The sequence below is a fragment of the Serratia marcescens genome (assembly GCF_006715005.1).
GTDB classification, from domain to species: Bacteria; Pseudomonadota; Gammaproteobacteria; order Enterobacterales; family Enterobacteriaceae; genus Serratia; species Serratia montpellierensis.
The window spans coordinates 5010673-5031870 of record NZ_VFMJ01000001.1 but is presented as its reverse complement, the minus strand read 5'-3'; the positions used below and the strand labels follow the sequence as shown (position 1 = coordinate 5031870).

General features: G+C 62.8%; 13 protein-coding genes. 6 read left to right on the top strand and 7 right to left on the bottom strand.

The features are described from left to right. The first annotated feature begins 360 nt into the window (after positions 1-360). Positions 361-2040, top strand: coding sequence for a ShlB/FhaC/HecB family hemolysin secretion/activation protein (locus tag FHU12_RS24350; protein ID WP_141972265.1), 1680 nt, complete (start codon positions 361-363; stop codon positions 2038-2040). Positions 2041-2085: 45 nt separating this feature from the next. Then, positions 2086-6912, top strand: coding sequence for a hemagglutinin repeat-containing protein (locus tag FHU12_RS24345; protein WP_141972262.1), 4827 nt, complete (start codon positions 2086-2088; stop codon positions 6910-6912). Positions 6913-6960: 48 nt separating this feature from the next. Here FHU12_RS24345 and FHU12_RS24340 read toward each other — a convergent pair whose 3' ends face one another. The 6 genes from FHU12_RS24340 to FHU12_RS24315 all read right to left on the bottom strand — a co-directional run bounded on the left by FHU12_RS24340 (position 6961) and on the right by FHU12_RS24315 (position 13342). Further along, complete coding sequence (locus FHU12_RS24340; protein WP_141972260.1) at positions 6961-8610, bottom strand: Na/Pi cotransporter family protein; 1650 nt, start codon at positions 8608-8610, stop codon at positions 6961-6963. Positions 8611-8817: 207 nt separating this feature from the next. Continuing rightward, positions 8818-9810, bottom strand: coding sequence for an ABC transporter ATP-binding protein (locus tag FHU12_RS24335; protein ID WP_141972258.1), 993 nt, complete (start codon positions 9808-9810; stop codon positions 8818-8820). 4 nt (positions 9811-9814) lie between these two features. Next, entirely contained in the window at positions 9815-10600 is a 786-nt protein-coding gene (locus FHU12_RS24330; RefSeq protein WP_063988515.1) for an ABC transporter permease, read from the bottom strand. Positions 10601-10617: 17 nt separating this feature from the next. After that, the gene (locus FHU12_RS24325; RefSeq protein ID WP_141972256.1) at positions 10618-11463 is read right to left on the bottom strand and encodes an ABC transporter permease; all 846 of its coding nucleotides are present in this window, start codon (positions 11461-11463) and stop codon (positions 10618-10620) included. After that, the gene (locus tag FHU12_RS24320) at positions 11460-12269 is read right to left on the bottom strand and encodes an alkaline phosphatase family protein (protein ID WP_016930299.1); all 810 of its coding nucleotides are present in this window, start codon (positions 12267-12269) and stop codon (positions 11460-11462) included. The genes FHU12_RS24325 and FHU12_RS24320 overlap by 4 nt, the downstream gene beginning before the upstream one ends. A gap of 11 nt (positions 12270-12280) precedes the next feature. Then, a complete protein-coding gene (locus tag FHU12_RS24315; RefSeq protein WP_004936660.1) occupies positions 12281-13342 on the bottom strand; it encodes an ABC transporter substrate-binding protein in 1062 nt (353 codons plus the stop codon). Between the two features lie 193 nt (positions 13343-13535). Here FHU12_RS24315 and FHU12_RS24310 point away from each other — a divergent pair, with 193 nt between their 5' ends. After that, entirely contained in the window at positions 13536-14246 is a 711-nt protein-coding gene (locus tag FHU12_RS24310; protein WP_141972254.1) for a UTRA domain-containing protein, read from the top strand. 37 nt (positions 14247-14283) lie between these two features. Here FHU12_RS24310 and metH read toward each other — a convergent pair whose 3' ends face one another. Continuing rightward, positions 14284-17979: a methionine synthase gene (gene metH / locus FHU12_RS24305; protein ID WP_141972252.1), complete on the bottom strand. Its 3696-nt coding sequence runs from the start codon at positions 17977-17979 to the stop codon at positions 14284-14286. A 196-nt stretch (positions 17980-18175) separates the two neighbouring features. Here metH and iclR point away from each other — a divergent pair, with 196 nt between their 5' ends. From iclR to gntU, 3 genes are all read left to right on the top strand, one after another. Further along, complete coding sequence (gene iclR, locus FHU12_RS24300) at positions 18176-19006, top strand: glyoxylate bypass operon transcriptional repressor IclR (protein ID WP_141972250.1); 831 nt, start codon at positions 18176-18178, stop codon at positions 19004-19006. 252 nt (positions 19007-19258) lie between these two features. Beyond that, positions 19259-19798, top strand: coding sequence for a gluconokinase (gntK, locus tag FHU12_RS24295; protein ID WP_141972248.1), 540 nt, complete (start codon positions 19259-19261; stop codon positions 19796-19798). Then, positions 19795-21132, top strand: a complete 1338-nt coding sequence (gene gntU, locus FHU12_RS24290) for a gluconate transporter (RefSeq protein ID WP_141972246.1) — start codon at positions 19795-19797, stop codon at positions 21130-21132. Before gntK ends, gntU begins: the two co-directional genes overlap by 4 nt. Positions 21133-21198 lie beyond the last annotated feature (66 nt).

The following is a 21198-nucleotide window of genomic DNA, read 5'->3' as shown; positions in this document are numbered from 1 at the left end:
TGCGTCCCGTTCTTCTCTGCGAAATTTCGTATTTCCCACTGGTCGGATTGTCATAATTCCTCTCATCCCCTATCATCCGTGAAAAATAAAAATTCAGATTCTTCCTATCCATGCCGATAATGTTGGCAAGAGAAAGAGACGTTCTACTTTTTTTAATTAATTAAGTCGCCAGGGTTGCCCGCCATAAAAGAAGCAGCCTAATTATTATTTAGATATATACCCACCGTCTTATTTGCTGCGGCAAATCAAGATACCTCGCAATGTGCATGTCGCTCATTATTTCGGGCCGGCCGTCGGCCGCCCGTGGTTAACCTCATGGATTGGGCTGGCTGCCCCGGCGGCCTCTCATAATGGATTACAATGATAAAAAAAATCACCGCCTTGACGCTGTTGGTCAGCACGGCCCTTTCCGCCGAAACCCTGCCGGATTCCCACATGATGCGGGATATGTCGATGGGGGAGTCGCGCCGCGCGCTGCAAGACAGCACGCGTGAAGTCAACCAGTTGATTGAGCAACGCCGCTACCAGCAGCTGAAGCAGCAACGCTTGCTGGCGGAGCCGGAACCGGCCGCGCCCGCCCTGCCGCAGTCCGCGCAGTGCCTGCCGATCGCCGGCGTTTATCTGCAGGGCGTTACCCTGCTCTCGCCGGGCGATTTATCCGCCCTGAGCGCGCTGCCGGAACAGTGCATCAGCAGCAACGATATCAATCGCCTGACCCGTGAATTAACGCGCCTGTATGTACAAAAAGGCTATATCACCGCGCGCGTGCAAATTGTTCGCCCTAATTCACAGGGAGAATTGGGGTTAAGCGTCACCGAAGGATTTATCGAGAAAATAGAAGGCGGCGATCGCTGGGTCAACAGCCGTTTATTATTTCCGGGTCTGGAAGGCAAGCCGTTGAAATTAACCGAACTCGACCAAGGATTGGATCAGGCCAACCGTTTGCAATCGAATACCACCAAGCTGGATATACTGCCCGGTCGCCAGGTTGGCGGTTCGGTCATTCGTTTGCGCAATCAGCATGCCAAGCCCTGGCTAATTACCACCGGCACGGATAATTACGGCCAAAAAAGCACCGGCCAGTGGCTGGCGCGCGCCACCGCCACGCTGGACAGCCCGTTCGGCCTGTCGGACTTCGTCAGCCTGAACGCCAACAGCACGCTGGAAAACCCGGCCCACCGCTATAATCGCGCCTATACCCTGCTCTATTCGCTGCCGTACGGCGCGTTCACCTTCAGCGGGTTCGCCAGCTTCTCGTCCTATGAGAACCACCAGCAGCTGCCGCACAACGTGGTCAAACTGCACGGCCAGACCCAACAGTACGGGCTGCGCAGCGACTATGTGTTTTATCGCGATCACGATCAGATAGACAGCCTGAGCGGCCAGTTGACCTACAAGCGCATCGACAACTACTTCGAAAGCGTGCGCCTCGAGGTCAGCAGCCCCACGCTGACCCTGGCCGAGCTGAGCGCCAGCCACCTGCAGATTCTGCCCAACGGGGTGTTCAGCGCCAACCTCAGCGTCGAACAGGGTCTGCCGTGGCTGGGCGCCGATCGCCACCCGAGCTCGGTGCACCTCGACAGCCAGTTCACCAAGGGCAAGCTGTTCGCCAACCTCAGCCAGCGCCTTCACCTGGGCGATGCGACCTATCAGCTCAATAACCTGTTCTATGGCCAGTACAGCCGCGACCCGCTGCCCGGCGTGGAATGGCTGAGCCTTACCGATCGCAGCGCCGTACGCGGCTTTAGCCGCAGCACCCAGTCCGGCGACAACGGCTGGTATCTGCAGAACACGCTGTCGCGCAGCTTCAATCTGGGCGCCACCACGCTGACGCCGCGCCTCGGCGCCGACGTCGGCCGCATTCTGCCGCGCCAGGACAACTCGGGCTGGCGCAGCAGCGCCGGGCTGAGCAGCGGCGCCACGTTACGCTACCGGCAGGCGTTGGTCGATCTGGAGGTCAGCCGCGGCTGGATTTTGTCGGACCACGCCACACCCGAGGATCCCGTTCAGGTACTGGCGCGCTTTTCTTACACCTTTTAATCAGCAGTTTTGCAGGACCCCACGGCAATATACGGAGATACATGGATGAAAAATAATAACTTCAGGCTTTCAGCAGCGGGCAAACTGGCCGCCGCGCTGGCGATAATTCTCGCCGCTTCCGCCGGCGCCTACGCCGGAGAGATTGTGGCAGCCAATGGCGCCAACGGCCCCGGCGTTTCCACCGCCGCGACCGGTGCCCAGGTGGTCGACATCGTCGCGCCGAACGGTAACGGGCTGTCGCACAACCAATATCAGGACTTCAACGTCAACCAGCCCGGCGCGGTGCTGAACAACTCCCGCGAGGCGGGACTGTCGCAGCTGGCGGGCCAGCTGGGCGCCAACCCCAATCTGGGCGGACGTGAAGCCAACGTGATCCTCAACGAAGTGATCGGCCGTAACCCTTCTCTGCTGCACGGCCAGCAAGAGATCTTCGGCATGGCGGCCGACTACGTGCTCGCCAACCCGAACGGCATCAGCTGCCAGGGCTGCGGGTTCATCAACACCAGCCGCTCCTCGCTGGTGGTCGGCAACCCGCTGGTGGAGAACGGCCTGCTGCAGGGCTACAGCACCCTGGGCAACCGCAATACCCTGAGCCTCAGCGGCACACTGAACGCCAGCGGCGTGCTGGATCTGATCGCACCGAAGATCGACAGCCGTGGTGACGTGATCGTACAAGACTTTACCCACCGCAACGGCAGCGTGACGCCGGCGGCGATCAACGCCATCAGCGGCCTTAACCGCGTGGCGCGCGACGGCAAGGTGCTGGCCAGCGAACAACCGACGACCGCGCTGGACAGCTACTACCTCGGCAGCATGCAGGCCGGGCGCATCAACATCATCAACACCGCGCAGGGCAGCGGCGTTAAGCTGGCCGGCACGCTGGCCGCCGGCGACGAGCTCAAGGTGAAGGCCTACGATATTCGCAGCGAAAGCCGCGTTGAGGATGCCAGCAGCAACCGCAACGGCGGCGACAACTACCAGAACTACCGTGGCGGCATCTATGTCAACGATCGCAGCAGCAGCCAGAAGCTGACCCGCACCGAGCTGAAAGGCAAAAACATCAGTCTGGTGGCGGATAACCACGCGCACCTCACCGCCACCGATATTCGCGGCGAAGACATCACCCTCCAGGGCGGCAAGCTGACGCTCGACGGTCAGCAGTTGAAGCAGACTCAGGGTCACACCGACGACCGCTGGTTCTATTCCTGGCAATACGACGTCACCCGCGAGCATGAGCAACAACAACAGGCGGGCAGCACCGTCGCCGCCAGCGGCAACGCCAAACTCATCAGCACCCAGGAAGATGTGAAACTGCTGGGTGCCAACGTCAGCGCCGATCGGGCGCTGAGCGTCAAAGCGGCGCGCGATGTGCACCTCGCCGGGCTGGTGGAGAAGGATAAGTCCACCGAACGCGGCTACCAGCGCAATCACACTTCCAGCCTGCGCACCGGTAGCTGGAGCAGCAGCGACGAAAGCGAAAGCCTGAAGGCCAGCGAACTGCGTAGCCAGGGCGAACTGACGTTGAAAGCCGGCCGCAATGTCTCTACCCAGGGCGCCAAGGTCCACGCCCAGCGCGATCTGACGATCGACGCAGATAACCAAATCCAGGTCGGGGTGCAGAAAACCGCCAACGCCAAAGCGGTGCGCGATGACAAAACCTCCTGGGGCGGCATCGGCGGCGGCGACAACAAAAACAACAGCAATCGCCGCGAGGTCAGCCACGCTTCCGAACTGACCAGCGACGGCACGCTGCGCCTGAACGGCCAGCAGGGCGTCACCATCACCGGCAGCAAGGCGCGCGGCAAGGAAGGCGGCCAGGTCACCGCCACGCAGGGCGGCCTGCGCATCGACAACGCACTGAGCACCACCGTGGACAAAATCGACGCGCGCACCGGCACCGTGTTCAACATCACCAGCAGCTCACACAAGGCCGACAACAGCTATCAGAGCAGCACCGCCAGCGAGCTGAAGTCCGACACCAACCTGAAGCTGGTCAGCCGTAAGGATACCGACGTCATCGGCAGCCAGGTTGCCAGCGGCGGCGAGCTGAGCGTGACGTCGCAGACCGGCAACATCAACGTCAAGGCCGCCGAACAGCAGCAACACATCGATGAGCAGAAGACCGCGCTCACCGTCAACGGCTATGCCAAAGAGGCCGGCGACAAGCAATACCGTGCCGGTTTGCGCATTGAGCACACCCGCGACAGCGAGCAAACCACCCGCACCGAGAACCGCGGCGCAACCCTCAGCGGCGGCAGCGTGAAGCTCGAGGCGGATAAGGACGTGACCTTCAGCGGCTCCAAACTGGTCGCCGACAAAGGCGACGCCAGCGTCAGCGGCAACAAGGTCTCGTTCCTGGCGGCCGACGACAAAACCACCTCGAACACCGAGCAGACCAAGATCGGCGGCGGTTTCTACTATACCGGCGGCATCGACAAGCTCGGCAGCGGCGTGGAGGCCGGCTACGAGAACAGCAAAACGCAGGCGCAGAGCAGCAAGGCGGTCACCTCCGGCAGCGACGTCAAAGGCAACCTGACTGTCAACGCCCGTGACAAGCTGACCCAGCAAGGCGCGCAGCACAGCGTCGGCGGCGCCTACCAAGAGAACGCCGCCGGCGTCGATCATTTGGCCGCTGCCGACACCGCCAGCAGCACCACCACCAAAACCGACGTCGGCGTGAACATCGGCGCCAACGTCGATTACAGCGCAGTGACCCGTCCGGTCGAGCGCGCGGTCGGTAAGGCGGCCAAGCTGGATGCCACCGGCGTCATCAACGACATCGGCGGCATCGGCGCGCCTAACGTCGGCCTGGATATCGGCGCACAGGGCGGCAGCAGCGAAAAACGCAGCAGCAGCTCGCAGGCGGTCGTCAGCTCGGTGAAAGCCGGCAGCATCGACATCAACGCCAAAGGCGAAGTGCGCGATCAGGGCACGCAATATCAGGCGAGCAAAGGCGCGGTCACGCTGACGGCGGACAGCCACCGCAGCGAAGCTGCGACAAACCGACAGGAAGAGCAGAACCGCGATACCCGCGGCAGCGCCGGCGTACGCGTCTACACCTCCACCGGCAGCGATCTGACCGTGGACGCCAAGGGCGAAGGCGGCACCCAGCGCAGCAACAGCAGCGCCAGCCAGGCGGTGACCGGCTCGATCGACGCGGCCAACGGCATCAACGTCAACGTGAAAAAAGACGCGGTCTATCAGGGTACCGCGCTAAACGGCGGCAGCGGTAAAACCACCGTCGACGCCGGCGGCGATATCCGCTTTGATCAGGCCAGCGACAAACAGAGTGAGAACCACAGCGGCTTTAACGTCAAAGCCTCGGCGAAGGGCGGCTTCACCGCCGACAGTAAAAACTTCGGCGCCGGCTTCGGCGGCGGCACCAACAACGGCGAAAGCAGCAGCAGCACCGCACAGGTCAGCAACGTCAACGGCCAACAGGGCGTTGAGCTGAAGGCGGGCCGCGATCTGACGCTGCAGGGCACCGACGTCAAGAGCCAGGGCGACGTCACTCTGAGCGCGGGCAATAAGGTCGCGCTGCAGGCGGCGGAATCGACCCAAACGCGTAAGGAGAGCCAACTGTCCGGCAATATCGATCTGGGTGCCGGCAGCAGCGACAGCAAGGAAAAAACCGGCGGCAACCTCTCCGTCGGCGGCGCCTTCGACATCGCCAAGGTGAATGAGTCCGCGACCGAGCGCCAGGGCGCCACTATCGCCTCAGACGGCAAAGTCACCCTGTCCGCCAACGGCAAAGGCGATGACGCGCTGCATCTGCAGGGCGCCAAGGTCAGCGGCGGCAGCGCCGCGCTCGAGGCGAAAAACGGCGGCATCCTGCTGGAGTCCGCCAAGAACGAGCAGCACAAGGACAACTGGAGCCTGGGCATCAAAGCCAACGCCAAAGGCGGCCAAACGTTCAACAAGGACGCCGGCGGCAAGGTCGATCCGAACACCGGCAAAGACACCCATACGCTGGGCGCCGGTCTGAAGGTCGGCGTGGAACAGCAGGATAAAACCATCCACGCCAACACCGGCATCACTGCAGGCGACGTGGCGCTCAACAGCGGTAAGGACACCCGTCTCGCCGGCGCGCGTGTCGATGCCGACAGCGTACAAGGCAAGGTGGGCGGCAATCTGCACGTTGAAAGCCGCAAAGACGTTGAGAACGCGGTGAAGGTCGATGTGGATGCCGGTCTGAGTCACAGCAACGATCCGGGCAGCAGCATCACCTCCAAGCTGTCGAAGGTCGGCACACCGCGCTACGCCGGTAAGGTGAAAGAGAAACTGGACGCCGGAGTGAACAAAGTGGCCGACGCCACCACCGACAAGTACAACAGCGTGGCGCGTCGCCTCGATCCGCAGCAGGACACCACCGGCGCGGTCAGCTTCAGCAAAGCCGACGGCAAAGTCACGCTGCCGGCAACGCCGGCCGGCGAAAAACCGCAAGGGCCACTGTGGGATCGCGGTGCACGCACCGTCGGCGGCGCGGTGAAAGACAGCATCACCGGGCCGGCGGGTCGCCAGGGGCAGCTCAAGGTCAATGCCGACGTGGTGAACAACAACGCGGTCGGCGAGCAATCGGCGATTGCCGGTAAGCACGACGTGGCGCTGCAGGTCGGCGGCCAAACCCAACTGACCGGCGGCGAGATCCGCAGCCAGCAAGGCAAGGTGGAGCTGGGCGGCAGCCAGGTCAGCCAGCAGGACGTCAGTGGCCAACGCTATCAGGGCGGCGGCCGCGTCGATGCAGCGGCCACGGTAGGCGGCTTGGCCGCCGGTGCGGCGAAACAGGGCGTTGACGGCAACGTGCCGTTCGTCAGCGGCCATGCCTCAACGAAACAGGCGGATGCCAAAGCCGGCGTGTTCAGCGGCAAATAACGCGCCTCCCTTACGCAATGCCCCCGGTTAAAACCGGGGGCATTTTTTTTACAGCGTACTCGGGGTGTCTTCCCAGTCGCGATCGTCGTCCTTGGCATCCTGATCCAACACGTTGTAGGCCACGGCGCAGAACAGCGAGTTCAGGCGCTTCATATCCCCCAACAATCCCAAATGCAACGAACTGGTCTCGATGCTCTGCACGTTTTGCTGATGCAAACGATCGACGTGCGCGTGCGCGTAGCGGCGATCCAGAATGCGGAAGCGGTGCTTGGAACGGCGCAGGCGCTTGGCGCTGGTGACGTCGCCGGACAGAAACACCGACAGCCCCAGGCGCAGGTTGCCGATCAGCCGTTCGTGCAGCCCGTCCAGCTCCGCCAGCCCTTCCGTCGAGAAGGCCCGGCGCGCGGCGTGCGACTTGGCGCCCACGTCGCCGGCCATGCGTTCGATGATGTCGCCCGCCTGTTCCAGGTTGAGCGCCATTTCGATGATTTCCGCCCAGCGGCGCGAGTCCTCCTCGCCCAGATCTTCCTTCTGGATCTGCGCCAGATAGAGCTTGATGGCGGTGTACAACACGTCGACGTCATCGTCCAGACGCCGCACCTCTTTATCCACCCCTTGCTTGCCGTGCAGCACTTCGCGCTGCAGGATCATCATGTGTTCCACCACGTCGCCCATGCGCAACGTTTCGCGCGCCGCGTTGGCCAACGCCAGCGTCGGCGTGTCCAGCGCGCTGGCGTCCAGATGGCGCGGCCGCATGCGCGGATCGTCGGCTGCCACGTCGACAATCAACCGTTCGCACAGCGTCGCCATCGGCCCGGCCAGCGGGATCATCACCAGACAACGGATCAGGTTGTAGAACACGTGGAAATAGATCACCAGTTCTTCGCTGCCGCCAGGCAACTGAGCCATCACATCCGCCAGATAGGCGACGAACGGCAATACCAGGATGCAGCCCACCAGTTTGAACAGCAGGCTGCCGAGCGCCACGCGCCGCCCGGCGGCGTTCTGCCCGCTGGCGTTGATCATCGCCAGCAGGCCACTGCCGAGGTTGGCGCCGATCACCAGGCAGAGCGCCACCTTCAGCGAAATCACGCCGGACGCGGTCAGGGTGGCGGTCAGCAACACCGCCGCCAGGCTGGAATAGCTGACGATGGCGAACAGCGCGCCGGTCAGGGCGTCCAGCATCACGTCGCCGGTCAGCGACGAGAACAGCACTTTGACCCCGGCCGCCTGGGTGATCGGCGTGGCGGCAGCCACGATCAGCTCCAACGCCAGCACGATCAGCCCAAGGCCGATCAGGACGCGCCCGATCTGGCCGATCCGCATCTGCTTGCGGCTGAGGAACAGGAAGACGCCGACCAGGATCAGCAACGGCGACAGCCAGGAAAGATCGAAGGTCAGCACGCGCGCCATCAGCGCGGTGCCGACGTCGGCGCCGAGCATGATCACCAGCGCAGGCGCCAGCCCCACCAGCCCCTGCGCGACGAAAGAGGTCACCAGCAGCGCCGTGGCGTTGCTGCTTTGCACCAGCGCGGTCACGCCGATGCCGGAAACGAACGCCAGCGGTTTTTTCTCAACGCTGTCGCTCAATACGCGCCGCAGATTGGCGCCGTAAACCCGCATGATCCCGGTGCGCACGATGTGGGTGCCCCACACCAACAGCGCCACGGAGGAAAGCAGGTGAAGAAGGGTCAGCACGGAAGATACGCTCCATTAACGCCCGGCCAAAGGAGGCTGATACCCGATGCTTGTCACGCGACGCAGAGAGGCGAGCCAAAGGATGACGGGTACAGCGCGCGGTCCCGCCTGCCGGGCGTGGGTCTGGCAGGACAGCGGGCGGGCGGCAGACCGCAGAAGAGAAGGGTTAATGCGGCGGCGGAAAGGCCCCGGCGCCGCGCTGCGAAGTCATGCAACTTCCCGCAATACAACAGGTTCCAAGTGTAGTCCAATTTCAGCGCCGTCGGGCCGCAGGTCGGCCACCGAACGGTTGAGCACGTCAACCAGCAATTCTACACCGCAAACCTGAATCCGATAGCGTACCACATTCCCGAGCAAACTGTGGCCCAGGATCACCCCGCCAATCCCCTGCCCGGCCGGTAACAGGCCGATGGACTCTGGGCGGATCGCCACCTTGCCGGCATAGCTGCGCCCGGTCAATTGGGCGGCCTGTTCGGCGGGCAACAGGTTATAGTTGCCGATAAATCCGGCGGCGAAAGCGTCCGCCGGCTGGGTATACAAGGTTTCCGCGTCGCCGCTCTGCACGATCTGCCCCTTGTTCATCAGCACGATGCGATCCGACAGGGTCAACGCCTCTTCCTGATCGTGGGTGACGAAAATCGCCGTCAGGTTCAGCTCGCGTTGAATGCGCCGGATCTGCTCGCGCAGATGTTTGCGGATACGCGCGTCCAGCGCCGACAGCGGTTCGTCGAGCAGCAGCAGACGCGGGCGAGTGACCAGCGATCGCGCCAGCGCCACGCGCTGACACTGGCCGCCCGACAGCTGATGCGGATAGCGCTTCGCCAGATCGCTCAGCTCCACCAGCGCCAGCACCTCCTGCACTCGCTGGCCGATCTGCCCGGTCGCCAGCTTCTGCATTTTCAGGCCGAAGGCCACGTTGCCTTCCACCGTCATATTGGGGAACAGCGCATAACTTTGGAACACCATGCCGATGCCGCGCTTTTGCGGCGCCAGCGGCACCAGATCCTGGCCCTGCAATAAAATGTGCCCGCTGTCGACCGGGGTCAGGCCGGCCAGGCAGCGCAGCAGCGTCGATTTGCCGCAGCCGCTCGGCCCCAGCAGAGTGACGAACTCCCCTTCTTCGGCGGTGAAATCGATATCCTGAAACACCTGGGTCTGGCCATAGTGTTTGTTCAGACGGGTGACGTTGAGATAAGCCATCGGGTTAACCCTTGTTTTTATTCAGCAGGTTCGCCAGCCAGGTGACGAGCAGCACCACGGCGAAATAGGAGATGACCAGCGCGCTGGTGAAATGCCCGCTGCCGTTGCGCATATTAAACAGGTAGACCTGCAGCGTTTCATATTGGCTGCCCACCAGCAGGTTAGCGAACACAAACTCGCCGATCAGGAACGAGAACGACAGCAGCACGGCGATCATTCCGCCCTTGCGCAGGTTCGGCAGCACCACCCACAGCGCCGCCTGCCAGGTACTGGCGCCGAGCAGATGCGCGGCGTCCATCAGATCGCGCAGGTTGATCGCCTGCATGTTGTTGCTGATGGCGCGGTAGATAAACGGCAGCGCGATGGTGAAATAGCAGCCCACCAAAATCCAGGGGGTGCCGAGCAGCGGCAGCGGATCGGCGGCGAACAGCTGCATCAACCCCACCGCCGACACCACCGGCGGCACGGCGAACGGCAGCAGAATCAGCACGTTCATCACCGCGTCCAGCTTGGGGAAGTAGTAAGCAATCACAAACATCGCCGGCAGGATCACCACCACCGACAGCAGCAGCGTGCCGAAGCAGATCAGCAGCGAATGCCACAGCGCCTGCAAAAAGCGCGGGTCGCTCCACAGCGCCGTCAGCCACTTCAGGGTAAAACCGTCCGGTAAAATGGTGGCGCCCCATTGGGTTGCCAGTGCGTAAATCAGCGTCGCCGCCAGCGGCAGCAACAGGATCAGCAGCAGCAGGCCGGTCACCGTGCGATGATACAGGCGTTCAGCACGCGACATGCGCATTCTCCATTCGGTTATGAGCGCGCATTGAGATAGCTCCTGCGCAGCATCCATTGGTGGATCACCGTAATAAACGCCATCATCACCACCAACAGCATCGCCAGCGCGCTGGCCAGGTTCGGATCGAGGGAGATGTCCCCCGCCACCAGCGCCGAGATGCGGATCGGGATCACGTTGAAATTGCCGGTGGTCAGCGCGTACACCGTGGCGTAGGCGCCCAGCGCGTTGGCCAGCAGGATGACGAAGGTGCCCATCAGCGCCGGCGCCAGCACCGGCAGGCCGATATGCCGCCAATAGCTCCAGGGGCCGGCGCCGAGCAGCGCCGCCGACTCGCGCCAGTCGGCGCGCAGCGCATCGAACGCCGGATAGAGCAACAATACGCCCAGCGGGATCTGGAAGTAGGTATACAACACGATCAGGCCGCTCTTCGAATAGAGATTGAAGCTCTCCATCAGACCGTATTTACGCAGCAACAGCGTCAGGCAGCCGTTCAGCCCCAACAGAATGACGAAGGCGAACGCCAGCGGCACCCCGGCGAAATTGCTGGTCATGTTGGTGAACGACATCACAAAGTCATGAAATCGGGTCTGGCCGAGCTGGCGCAGCGAGTAACTGCCCACTAATGCAATCAGCAAGCCGTAGACGCTCGACCACAGCGAGATCTCCAGCGAGAACTGAAAGGCCTGCAGGTAGAACGGCGACGTGAGGATATCGACATAGTTGCCCCATCCCCAGCCGCTGCTCTCGCTGAAAAAGCTGTGAACGGCGATCCACACCAGCGGGGCGATCTGAAACGCGCCGAACAGCACGATAAACGGCAGCAGGCACAGCGCGGCGATCCATTTGGTTTTGCTGTTCATCGCGCATCCTGCGCCAGCAGCGCCCGGCAGCGCGGCTTGTCGTGCGGCGCCTGCAACAGATCGCAGATCGTGCCGCACAGCTCGGTTTGCTGCGGATCGGCGTCGTCCAGGCTGAAGCCCGCGCCGAACACGAACAGCGGCACCTGGCGCTCTTCCGGCAACACGCCGCCGTGGCTGCGGTCGTCGTTCATGCCGTGGTCGGCGGTAACCAGCACCTGATAACCGGCGGCCAGCCACTCGGGCAGGTAACGCGACAGCGAACCGTCGGCGCGGCGCGCCGCGTTGCGGTACTGCGGCGAAGAGAGGCCAAAGCGGTGCCCGGCGTCGTCGATGTTCATCGGGTGGATCAGCAGGAAGTCCGGTTGATGACGCTGACGCAGGCTTTCGGCGTCGTCGAACAGATGGCTGTCGGGATAGCCGTCGTCGTAATAAAAATGCCCGTGCTGGATAGGCAGCTCGGGGGCGTCGGTATGGCGGTCGCGCGCGGCGTCGAACGGCGTGCGGTTATACAATTCGCTGAACCAATGATACGCGGCAGCGGCGGTGGTCAGCCCGGCGGCGCGCGCGTAATGAAACACGCTTTGTTGATGAGAAAGGCGCGAGACGTGGTTGTGCACCACGCCGCTCTCCACCGGCGTGACGCCGGTGAGGATGCATTCATACAGCGGCCGGGAGAGCGAGGGCAACTCGCTCTCCAGCAGGTACAACCGCCCGCGTCCCGCCGCACATTCGGCCTGCAGATACCCCATGGCGTCATGCGCCACCCGGTAGTTGAGACCATCCAGCAGCACGAGGATCGTTTTCATGGTGCGTTAACTCACTGCTGCATAAACATAATGACGTTTTCCTGCCACAGGCGCGGCAGCGCTTTGGCGCTCTGTTCCCAGGCCGCCGGATCGGCGATCGGGTGCGCGTTCTTGTACTGCTCGGCCGGCAGCAGCTTGGCCTTGACGTCGTCCGGCAGCGTCAGATGTTCGGCGCGGATCGGGCGGGCATAGCCGCGCGCCAGGTTGATCTGGCCGGCGTCGGAGAAGATGTATTCGCGCGCCAGTTTGGCGGCGTTCGGGTGCTTGGCGTATTTGTTGATGATGGTGGTGTAGCCGGAGGTGATCGAGCCGTCCGACGGGATCAGCACTTCAAAGCGGGTTTTGTCGATCTGATCGCGGTAGTTCAGACCGTTGAAGTCCCATACCACGCCAACCTGCACTTCCCCTTTCTCCAGCGATGCGATCACCGGGTTACTCAGGCTCAGGCGGCCGGCCTTGGCCAGCTTGCCGAAGAATTCCAGGCCCGGCTTGAGGTTTTTCTCGTTGCCGCCCATGGCGTAGGTCGCCGCCAGCACGCCGCTGGCCGCCTGCGATGCGGTGCCGACGTCGCCGATGGTGACCTGATAGCTGCCTTTTAGCAGATCGGCCCAGCTGTGCGGGATGTCTTTCACCTGCTGTTTGTTGATGATAAAGGCGATGGTGCCGGTGTAAGCCAGCGCCCAGTGGCCGTCTTTGTCTTTCGCCCAGTCCGGCACCTGATCCCAGGTAGAGGGTTTGTAGGGCTGCGTTACGCCCTTCTGCACCGCCACCGGGCCGAAGGCCGCGCCGACGTCACCGATGTCCGCCGTAGCGTTGTTCTTTTCCGCATCGAATTTGGCGATCTCCTGTGCCGAGCTCATGTCGGTATCGACATGCTTCAGGCCGTATTTGCTCAACAGATCTTGCCAGGTGCCTTTCCAGTTGGCCCAGCTGTCCGGCATGCCGACGCTGTTGACTTCGCCTTCTTTTTTAGCGGCCTGCTCCAGCGCCGCCAGATCGGTATCCGCGGCCCAGCTCATCTGGCTGGATAACACGATGGCACTGGTTAACACAGAAGCGCACAAACGTTTCATAACTGATGCTCCAGGTGGTAGTGTGAGGATGGCTGGACTAGTCCAGCAAGGACCAAACCAATCTAACGGACGAATGTGATAATTATATGTCAGCTTAAAAAAGCGACAGTTTTATCACCCATTGCAACGGCGAAAACGCGACGCTGGTCTACCTTAAGGAAGGCCAAACGCACTGAAACGGGACACCCGCTGTATGAGTGAAGCACCGACGACCGTCGCCACCATCTGCCAAACGCTGAACGCCCGCATCACCGCGGGCGAGTTTGCCGTAGGCGGCAAGCTGCCCTCCGAACGCGCCCTGAGCGAACAGTTCGCCACCACCCGCATTACCTTGCAGGAGGCGCTCGGCCAGCTGGAGGCGCAGGGCGTCATCTACCGTCAGGTGCGGCGCGGCTGGTTCATCTCGCCTCCACGTCTTATCTACAACCCGCTGCAGCGCAGCCATTTTCACGCCATGGCGCAGCAACAGGGGCGCGCCGCCCATACCGAAGCGATCGACAGCGCGGTAGTCACGCTTGACGCACCGCTGGCCGGCCGCCTGGCGCTGCCCCCCGGCGCCGAGGCCTATCGCATTCGCCGGCTGCGCTACATCGACGGACGCGCGGTGCTGTACTGCGAGCACTACCTCAATCCAGCCTATTTCCCCGGCATTCTGGACGAAGACCTGACCCAGTCGCTGACCGCGCTGTACGCCGCGCGCTACGGCATTCACTACGGGCGGGTGCGTTTCGACATGCTGCCCACCCTGCTGCCGCAGCAGGCCGCCGTCATGCTGAAGGTGACCTACGGCAGCCCGGCGTTGTTCATTACGCGGGTGAATCGCGATCAGCACGACAGAGTGATCGATTGCGACCTGGAATATTGGCGTTACGACGCGCTGCACATCGACGTGGAAGCGCTGTAAATGACAAGGGCGCATCGCTGCGCCCTTAAAGAGGAAATCAGTCGGCGTCGTAGCCGAGGTTTGGCGCCAGCCAGCGTTCGACCTCGCTCACGCTCATCCCTTTACGCACCGCGTAGTCTTCCACCTGATCGCGCTGGATCTGCGCCACCGCGAAGTACTTGCTCTCAGGATGGCTGAAGTACCAGCCGGATACCGCCGCCCCCGGCCACATGGCGAAGGACTCCGTCAGTTCCATACCGGTGTGGCGGTTGACGTCCAGCAGCTGCCAGATGGTCGCTTTTTCAGTGTGCTCCGGGCAGGCCGGGTAGCCCGGCGCCGGCCGGATGCCCTGATAGTTTTCGCGGATCAGTTCCTCGTTGCTCAGGCTCTCGTCGGCGGCATAGCCCCAGTGCAACTTGCGCACCTGCTCATGCAGGTATTCGGCGAAGGCCTCCGCCAAGCGATCCGCCAACGCCTTGACCATGATTTTGTTGTAATCGTCGTGCTGCGCGTCGTACGCCGCCGCCAGCGCGTCCTCCTCCAGCCCGCCGGTCACCGCGAAGGCGCCGAAGTAGTCGGCCTTGCCGCTGCTTTTCGGCGCCACGAAGTCCGCCAGGCAGTAGTTCGGGAAGTCGGTTTTTTCCGTCTGCTGGCGCAGATGGCGGCTCACCGCCAGCACCTCGTCACGCCGTTCGTCGCGGTACACTTCCACGTCGTCGCCGACGCGGTTGGCCGGGAACAGGCCGTAAACGCCGCGCGGGTTGAGGCTGCGCTCGGCGGCCAGCCGATCCAGCATCTGATTGGCGTCGTGGAACAGGCGCTTGGCCTCTTCCCCCACCACCTCGTCTTCCAGGATGCGCGGGTATTTGCCCGCCAACGACCAGGTCATGAAGAACGGTGTCCAGTCGATGTAGTGGCGCAGCGTCTCTATGCCGGCCGCCACCGGAAACACGCCGAGTTGCCGCGGCGCCGGCGGCTGATAATCGGCCCAGTCCAGCGCCATGGCGTTGGCGCGCGCCTTCTGCAAATCGACCGGCGGCGTGCGCGGTTTTTTGCGCGCGTGCTGAATGCGCACCGTTTCATACTCTTTGCGGGTGCGCGCCACAAACTCGTCGCGCTGGGTGGCGGACAGCAGTGCCGACACCACGCCCACGGTGCGCGAAGCGTTCTGCACGTAGGTGGTCGGGCCGCTGTAGTTCTGCTCGATTTTCACCGCGGTGTGCGCCTTGGAGGTGGTGGCGCCGCCGATCAGCAGCGGCAGCGTAAAGCCCTGGCGCTCCATCTCTTTGGCCACGTTGACCATCTCGTCGAGCGACGGCGTGATCAGCCCCGACAGGCCGATGATGTCCACGTTCTCCTCGCGCGCGGTGCGCAGGATTTTCTCCGTCGGCACCATCACGCCCAGATCGACGATTTCATAGTTATTGCACTGCAGCACCACGCCGACGATGTTCTTGCCGATGTCATGCACGTCGCCCTTCACCGTCGCCAACAGGATTTTCCCCGCGGAGGTGCCTTGCTGCTTGCTGGCCTCGATGTACGGTTCCAGGTAGGCCACCGCCTGCTTCATCACGCGGGCGGATTTCACCACCTGCGGCAGGAACATCTTGCCCTCGCCGAACAGATCGCCGACCACGTTCATCCCGGCCATCAGTGGCCCTTCGATCACTTCGATCGGGCGTTCGGCCTGCTGCCGCGCTTCTTCGGTGTCCAGCTCGATAAACTCGGTGATGCCCTTCACCAGCGAATATTCCAGCCGCTTCTCCACCGGCCAGCCGCGCCACTCCGCCTGCTGCACCGCCGCTTCGCCGTCTTTGCTGCCGCGGTACTTTTCCGCCAGCTCCAGCAGGCGTTCGGTGCCGTCCTCGCGACGGTTGAGGATCACGTCTTCTACCGCCTCGCGCAGCTCGGTAGGCAGATCGTCATAAATCGCCAGCTGCCCGGCGTTGACGATGCCCATGTCCATGCCGTTGCGAATGGCGTGATACAGGAATACCGCATGGATCGCTTCGCGCACCGGATCGTTACCGCGGAACGAAAACGACACGTTGGACACCCCGCCGGAGATCATCGCGTGCGGCAGGTGGGTTTTGATGTCGCCGCAGGCTTCGATAAAGTCGACGGCGTAGTTGTTGTGCTCGTCGATGCCGGTGGCGACGGCGAAGATGTTCGGGTCGAAAATGATGTCTTCCGGCGGGAAGCCGACGCGTTCGGTCAAAATTTTATAGGCGCGGCGGCAGATCTCGAACTTGCGCTGGCGGGTGTCCGCCTGGCCCACTTCGTCGAACGCCATCACCACCACTGCGGCGCCGTAGCGGCGCACCAGTTTGGCGTGATGGATAAAGGCCTCTTCGCCCTCCTTCATCGAGATCGAGTTGACGATGCCCTTGCCCTGAATGCACTTCAGGCCTTTCTCGATAACGGACCACTTGGAGGAGTCGATCATGATCGGCACCCGGGCGATATCCGGCTCGCCGGCGATCAGGTTGAGGAAACGCACCATCGCCGCTTCGGCATCGAGCATCCCCTCGTCCATGTTGATGTCGATGATCTGCGCGCCGCTCTCGACCTGTTGGCGCGCCACGTCGAGCGCCTCGTTGTATTTCTCTTCTTTGATCAGGCGCTTGAAGCGCGCCGAACCGGTGACGTTGGTGCGTTCGCCGACGTTGACGAACAGGGTGTTGGCGTCGATGGTCAACGGTTCCAGACCGGCCAGGCGGCAGGCGACCGGGATCTCCGGCAGCCGGCGCGGCGGCACGCCCTCGACCGCGTTGGCCATCGCGGCGATATGTTCCGGCGTGGTGCCGCAGCAGCCGCCGATGATATTGAGGAAGCCGGCCTGCGCCCACTCCCCGACCTGGCGCGCCATCTCGGCCGCATCCAGATCGTATTCGCCGAAGGCGTTCGGCAAACCGGCGTTCGGGTGCGCGGTGACGTAGGTCTCCGAGATGCGCGCCAGCTCGGCAACGTACTGGCGCAGTTCGTCCGGCCCCAGGGCGCAGTTCAGGCCGAAGGTCAGCGGCTTGACGTGGCGCAGCGAATTGTAAAACGCTTCGGTGGTCTGGCCGGACAGGGTGCGGCCGGAGGCGTCGGTGATGGTGCCGGAAATCATGATCGGCAGCTCCACCCCCAGTGCTTCGAATTCGGTTTCCACCGCAAAAGCGGCGGCCTTGGCATTCAGGGTGTCGAAGATGGTTTCGATCATGATCAGATCGACGCCGCCTTCCACCAGCGCGCGAGTCGATTCTCGGTAAGCCGCCACCAGTTCATCGAACGAGATGTTGCGGAACGCCGGATCGTTGACGTTCGGCGAGATGGACGCGGTGCGGTTGGTCGGCCCCAACACCCCGGCGACGTAGCGCGGTTTTTCCGGCGTGCGCGCCGTCCATTCGTCGGCGCAGGCGCGCGCCAGACAGGCGGCCTGATAGTTAATCTCGGCGGACAGCGACTCCATGTGGTAGTCGGCCATGGCGATGGAGGTGGAGTTGAAGGTATTGGTCTCAAGGATATCGGCGCCCGCCTCAAGATAGGCGTAATGAATGGCGGTGATCACTTCCGGCTTGGTCAGCACCAGCAGATCGTTATTGCCTTTCAGATCGCTGCGCCAGTCGGCGAAACGCTCACCGCGAAAATCGCGCTCGTCCAGGCGATAGCTCTGGATCATGGTGCCCATGCCGCCGTCCAACACTAAAATGCGCTGCGCTAACTGGCGGCGCAGTTGTTCTACTCGATTCGTCACTGTAACCCCTTCCATTGCCATCCAGCCCATTGCTCAACTGCCGCAAAAACCAACGAGTCATCCTAGCACAGCTTGTAAGGACAAAGGGCCAGGCGACAATTGAGAGTTTTTCAGGTTGTGCGTCAACACCTCCGATGAGCTGGCGGCGACTTGCAATTCATCGACAAAAAACGAAAATGAATTCCATAATACGGAAAAAGGAATCTCACCCATGGCCACCCCTGCTCCCGCCAAGCGCGGCAAGAAGCCCCGCACAGCAGCCCCCGCCGCCAGTGCGGCGACCGGTCAGGTACAATCGTTGACCCGTGGCCTGAAACTGTTGGAATACATTTCGGAAGCCCAGGGCAACGTGGCGCTGACCGATCTGGCCCAGCAGGCCGGCCTGCCGAATTCCACCACTCACCGCCTGCTCACCACCATGCAGCAGCAGGGATTCGTGCGCCAGGTCGGCGATCTCGGCCTGTGGACCATCGGCTCGCACGCCTTTGTGGTCGGCAGCAGCTTCCTGCAAAGCCGCAACCTGCTGGCGATGGTGCATCCGACGCTGCGCCGCCTGATGGAAGAGTCCGGCGAAACGGTCAACCTGGCGGTGCTGGATACCAGCGAGTACCAGGCGATCATCATCGATCAGGTGCAGTGTACGGCGCTGATGCGCATGTCGGCGCCGATCGGTGGCAAACTGCCGATGCACGCCTCCGGCGCCGGCAAAGCGTTCCTCGCCACCCTGCCGGACGATCAGGTGACCAAACTGCTGCACAAGAAAGGCATGCACACCTACACGCCACACACTCTGACGCCGCACAACCTGAAAGAGGGGCTGGCGCAGATCCGCAAACAAGGCTTCTCCTTTGACGACGAAGAGCACGCGCTCGGCCTGCGCTGCGTGGCGGCCTGCATCTTCGACGAGCACCGCGAAGCCTTCGCCGCCATCTCCATCTCCGGCCCGGTGTCGCGCATCACCGACGATCGCGTGATCGAGCTGGGCGCGCTGGTGATCCACGCGGCGAAAGAGATCAGCCTGGCCTACGGCGGCGTGCGCTAATCCCGCTCATCCAAGGGGCGCCCCAGTGCGCCTCTGCTCCCCTGTTATGCTCTGTTGTCAGCATGTAACAGGCTGTCGGCATCCTGTTTAGCACACGGGAAAAAAGCTTGAAGCCGATCACAGTTAACGATCCTCACGGCGAAAGCCCATTGCAACCGCTCACACTTCCTTCGACAATGTTACCGATAACATGTTACCGGTAACAATCAAGCTGAACGAAGGTAACGTCACCCGGTGTTTTGGAGCCAAGCCATGACCAACAATCAAAATCGCATTTACGTCGTTATGGGCGTTTCCGGCAGCGGCAAGTCCGCCGTCGCTGCCGCCGCGGCCCGCCAACTCTCCGCCGGTTTCCTCGACGGCGACTTCCTGCACCCACGCAGCAACATTCTGAAGATGGCCGCCGGCGACGCGTTGAACGACGACGATCGCGCGCCGTGGCTGGCCGCGCTCAACGACGCCGCCTTCGCCATGCAGCGCACCAACAGCGTGTCAATCATCGTCTGCTCGGCGCTGAAAAAGCAGTATCGCGACCGCCTGCGCGCCGGCAACGGCAACCTGTCGTTCATCTATCTGCACGGCGAGTTCCCGGTGATCGAATCCCGCCTGGCGGCGCGCAACGGCCACTTCTTCAAGCCGCAGATGCTGGTCACCCAGTTCGCCGCGCTGGAGCAACCGGGCGCCGACGAGAGCGACGTGATGGCAATCGACATCAATCAACCGCTGGACGCGGTGATCGCCGATACCGTACGCCATATCCAGAGCTTCCTGCCGCAGGACGTGTGCGCGTGAGTACCGTAACGCTGGTCGGTACCGCAGTCGGCTCGGTTTTACTGCTGTTATTCCTGGTGATGAAGGCGCGCATGCACGCCTTCGTCGCGCTGATGCTGGTGTCCATCGCCGCCGGCATCTTCTCCGGCATGCCGCTGGACCGTATCGCCGACACCATGCAGAAAGGCATGGGCGACACGCTGGGTTTCCTGGCGATCGTGGTGGCGCTCGGGGCGATGTTCGGCAAGATCCTGCATGAGGTCGGCGCGCTCGATCAAATTGCGGCGCAATTGCTGAAACGATTCGGACAAAGCAAAGCGCACTACGCGCTCGGCATCGCCGGCCTGATCTGCGCGCTGCCGCTGTTCTTCGACGTGGCGGTGGTGCTGCTGATCGGCATCGTGTTCGCCGTGGCGCGCCGCACCGACGGCAATATCGTCAAACTGGCGATCCCGCTGTTCGCTGGGGTGGCCGCCGCCGCCTCCTTCCTGCTGCCGGGGCCGGTGCCGATGCTGCTGGCTTCGCAGATGAAGGCCGATTTCGGCTGGATGATCGCCATCGGCCTGGTGGCAGCGGTGATCGGCATGCTGATCGCCGGCCCGCTGTACGGCAGCTTTATCAGCCGCTTCGTCAACTGGCCAATGCCGCCGGAAGAGAACGAGCCGACGCTGACCAAGGGCAATCTGCCGTCGTTCGGCTTCAGCCTGGCGCTGGTGCTGTGCCCGCTGGTGCTGGTCGGCATGAAAACTATCGGCGCGCGGCTGGTCACCCCGGGTTCGCAGCTGCAGCAGTGGCTGGAGTTTATCGGCCACCCGTTCACCGCCATCCTGCTGGCCTGCCTGATCGTGATTTACGGCCTGGCGAAACCGCGCGGCATGAGCAACGAACAGACGCTGGCCATCTGCTCCGCCGCCGTGCAACCGGCCGGAATCATCCTGCTGATGACCGGCGCCGGCGGGGTGTTCAAACAGATCCTGGTGGATTCCGGCGTCGGGCCGGCGCTGGGTGACGCCATGATCGGCGCCGGCCTGCCGATCGCCGTGGCCGCGTTCGCGCTGTCCGCCATGGTGCGGGTGATCCAGGGCTCGGCCACCGTCGCCTGCCTGACCACCGTCGGCCTGGTGCTGCCGGTGACCAGCCAGCTCGGGCTGAACGGCGGGCAGTTGGCCGCGCTGGCCATCTGCATCGCCGGCGGCTCCATCGTGCTGAGCCACGTCAACGACGCCGGTTTCTGGCTGTTCGGCAAATTCACCGGTGCCAACGAGCTGCAAACGCTGAAAACCTGGACGGTGATGGAAACCCTTCTGGGCAGCGTCGGCGGCGCCATCGGCATGATTGCATTCACGATGTTTTAAATCCTAAATCGCCCCCGGCCTTGCACACCAGGGCTGCAAATCATCCCCGGGGGCACCGCCACAGGC

Bases quoted from the DNA above. Each gene is read 5' to 3' on its own strand.
- FHU12_RS24350 (WP_141972265.1), top strand. From the start codon at position 361: ATGATAAAAAAAATCACCGCCTTGACGCTGTTGGTCAGCACGGCCCTT.
- FHU12_RS24345 (WP_141972262.1), top strand. From the start codon at position 2,086: ATGAAAAATAATAACTTCAGGCTTTCAGCAGCGGGCAAACTGGCCGCC.
- FHU12_RS24335 (WP_141972258.1), bottom strand. From the start codon at position 9,810: ATGGCTTATCTCAACGTCACCCGTCTGAACAAACACTATGGCCAGACC.
- FHU12_RS24330 (WP_063988515.1), bottom strand. From the start codon at position 10,600: ATGTCGCGTGCTGAACGCCTGTATCATCGCACGGTGACCGGCCTGCTG.
- FHU12_RS24325 (WP_141972256.1), bottom strand. From the start codon at position 11,463: ATGAACAGCAAAACCAAATGGATCGCCGCGCTGTGCCTGCTGCCGTTT.
- FHU12_RS24320 (WP_016930299.1), bottom strand. From the start codon at position 12,269: ATGAAAACGATCCTCGTGCTGCTGGATGGTCTCAACTACCGGGTGGCG.
- FHU12_RS24315 (WP_004936660.1), bottom strand. From the start codon at position 13,342: ATGAAACGTTTGTGCGCTTCTGTGTTAACCAGTGCCATCGTGTTATCC.
- FHU12_RS24310 (WP_141972254.1), top strand. From the start codon at position 13,536: ATGAGTGAAGCACCGACGACCGTCGCCACCATCTGCCAAACGCTGAAC.
- metH (WP_141972252.1), bottom strand. From the start codon at position 17,979: ATGGAAGGGGTTACAGTGACGAATCGAGTAGAACAACTGCGCCGCCAG.
- iclR (WP_141972250.1), top strand. From the start codon at position 18,176: ATGGCCACCCCTGCTCCCGCCAAGCGCGGCAAGAAGCCCCGCACAGCA.
- gntK (WP_141972248.1), top strand. From the start codon at position 19,259: ATGACCAACAATCAAAATCGCATTTACGTCGTTATGGGCGTTTCCGGC.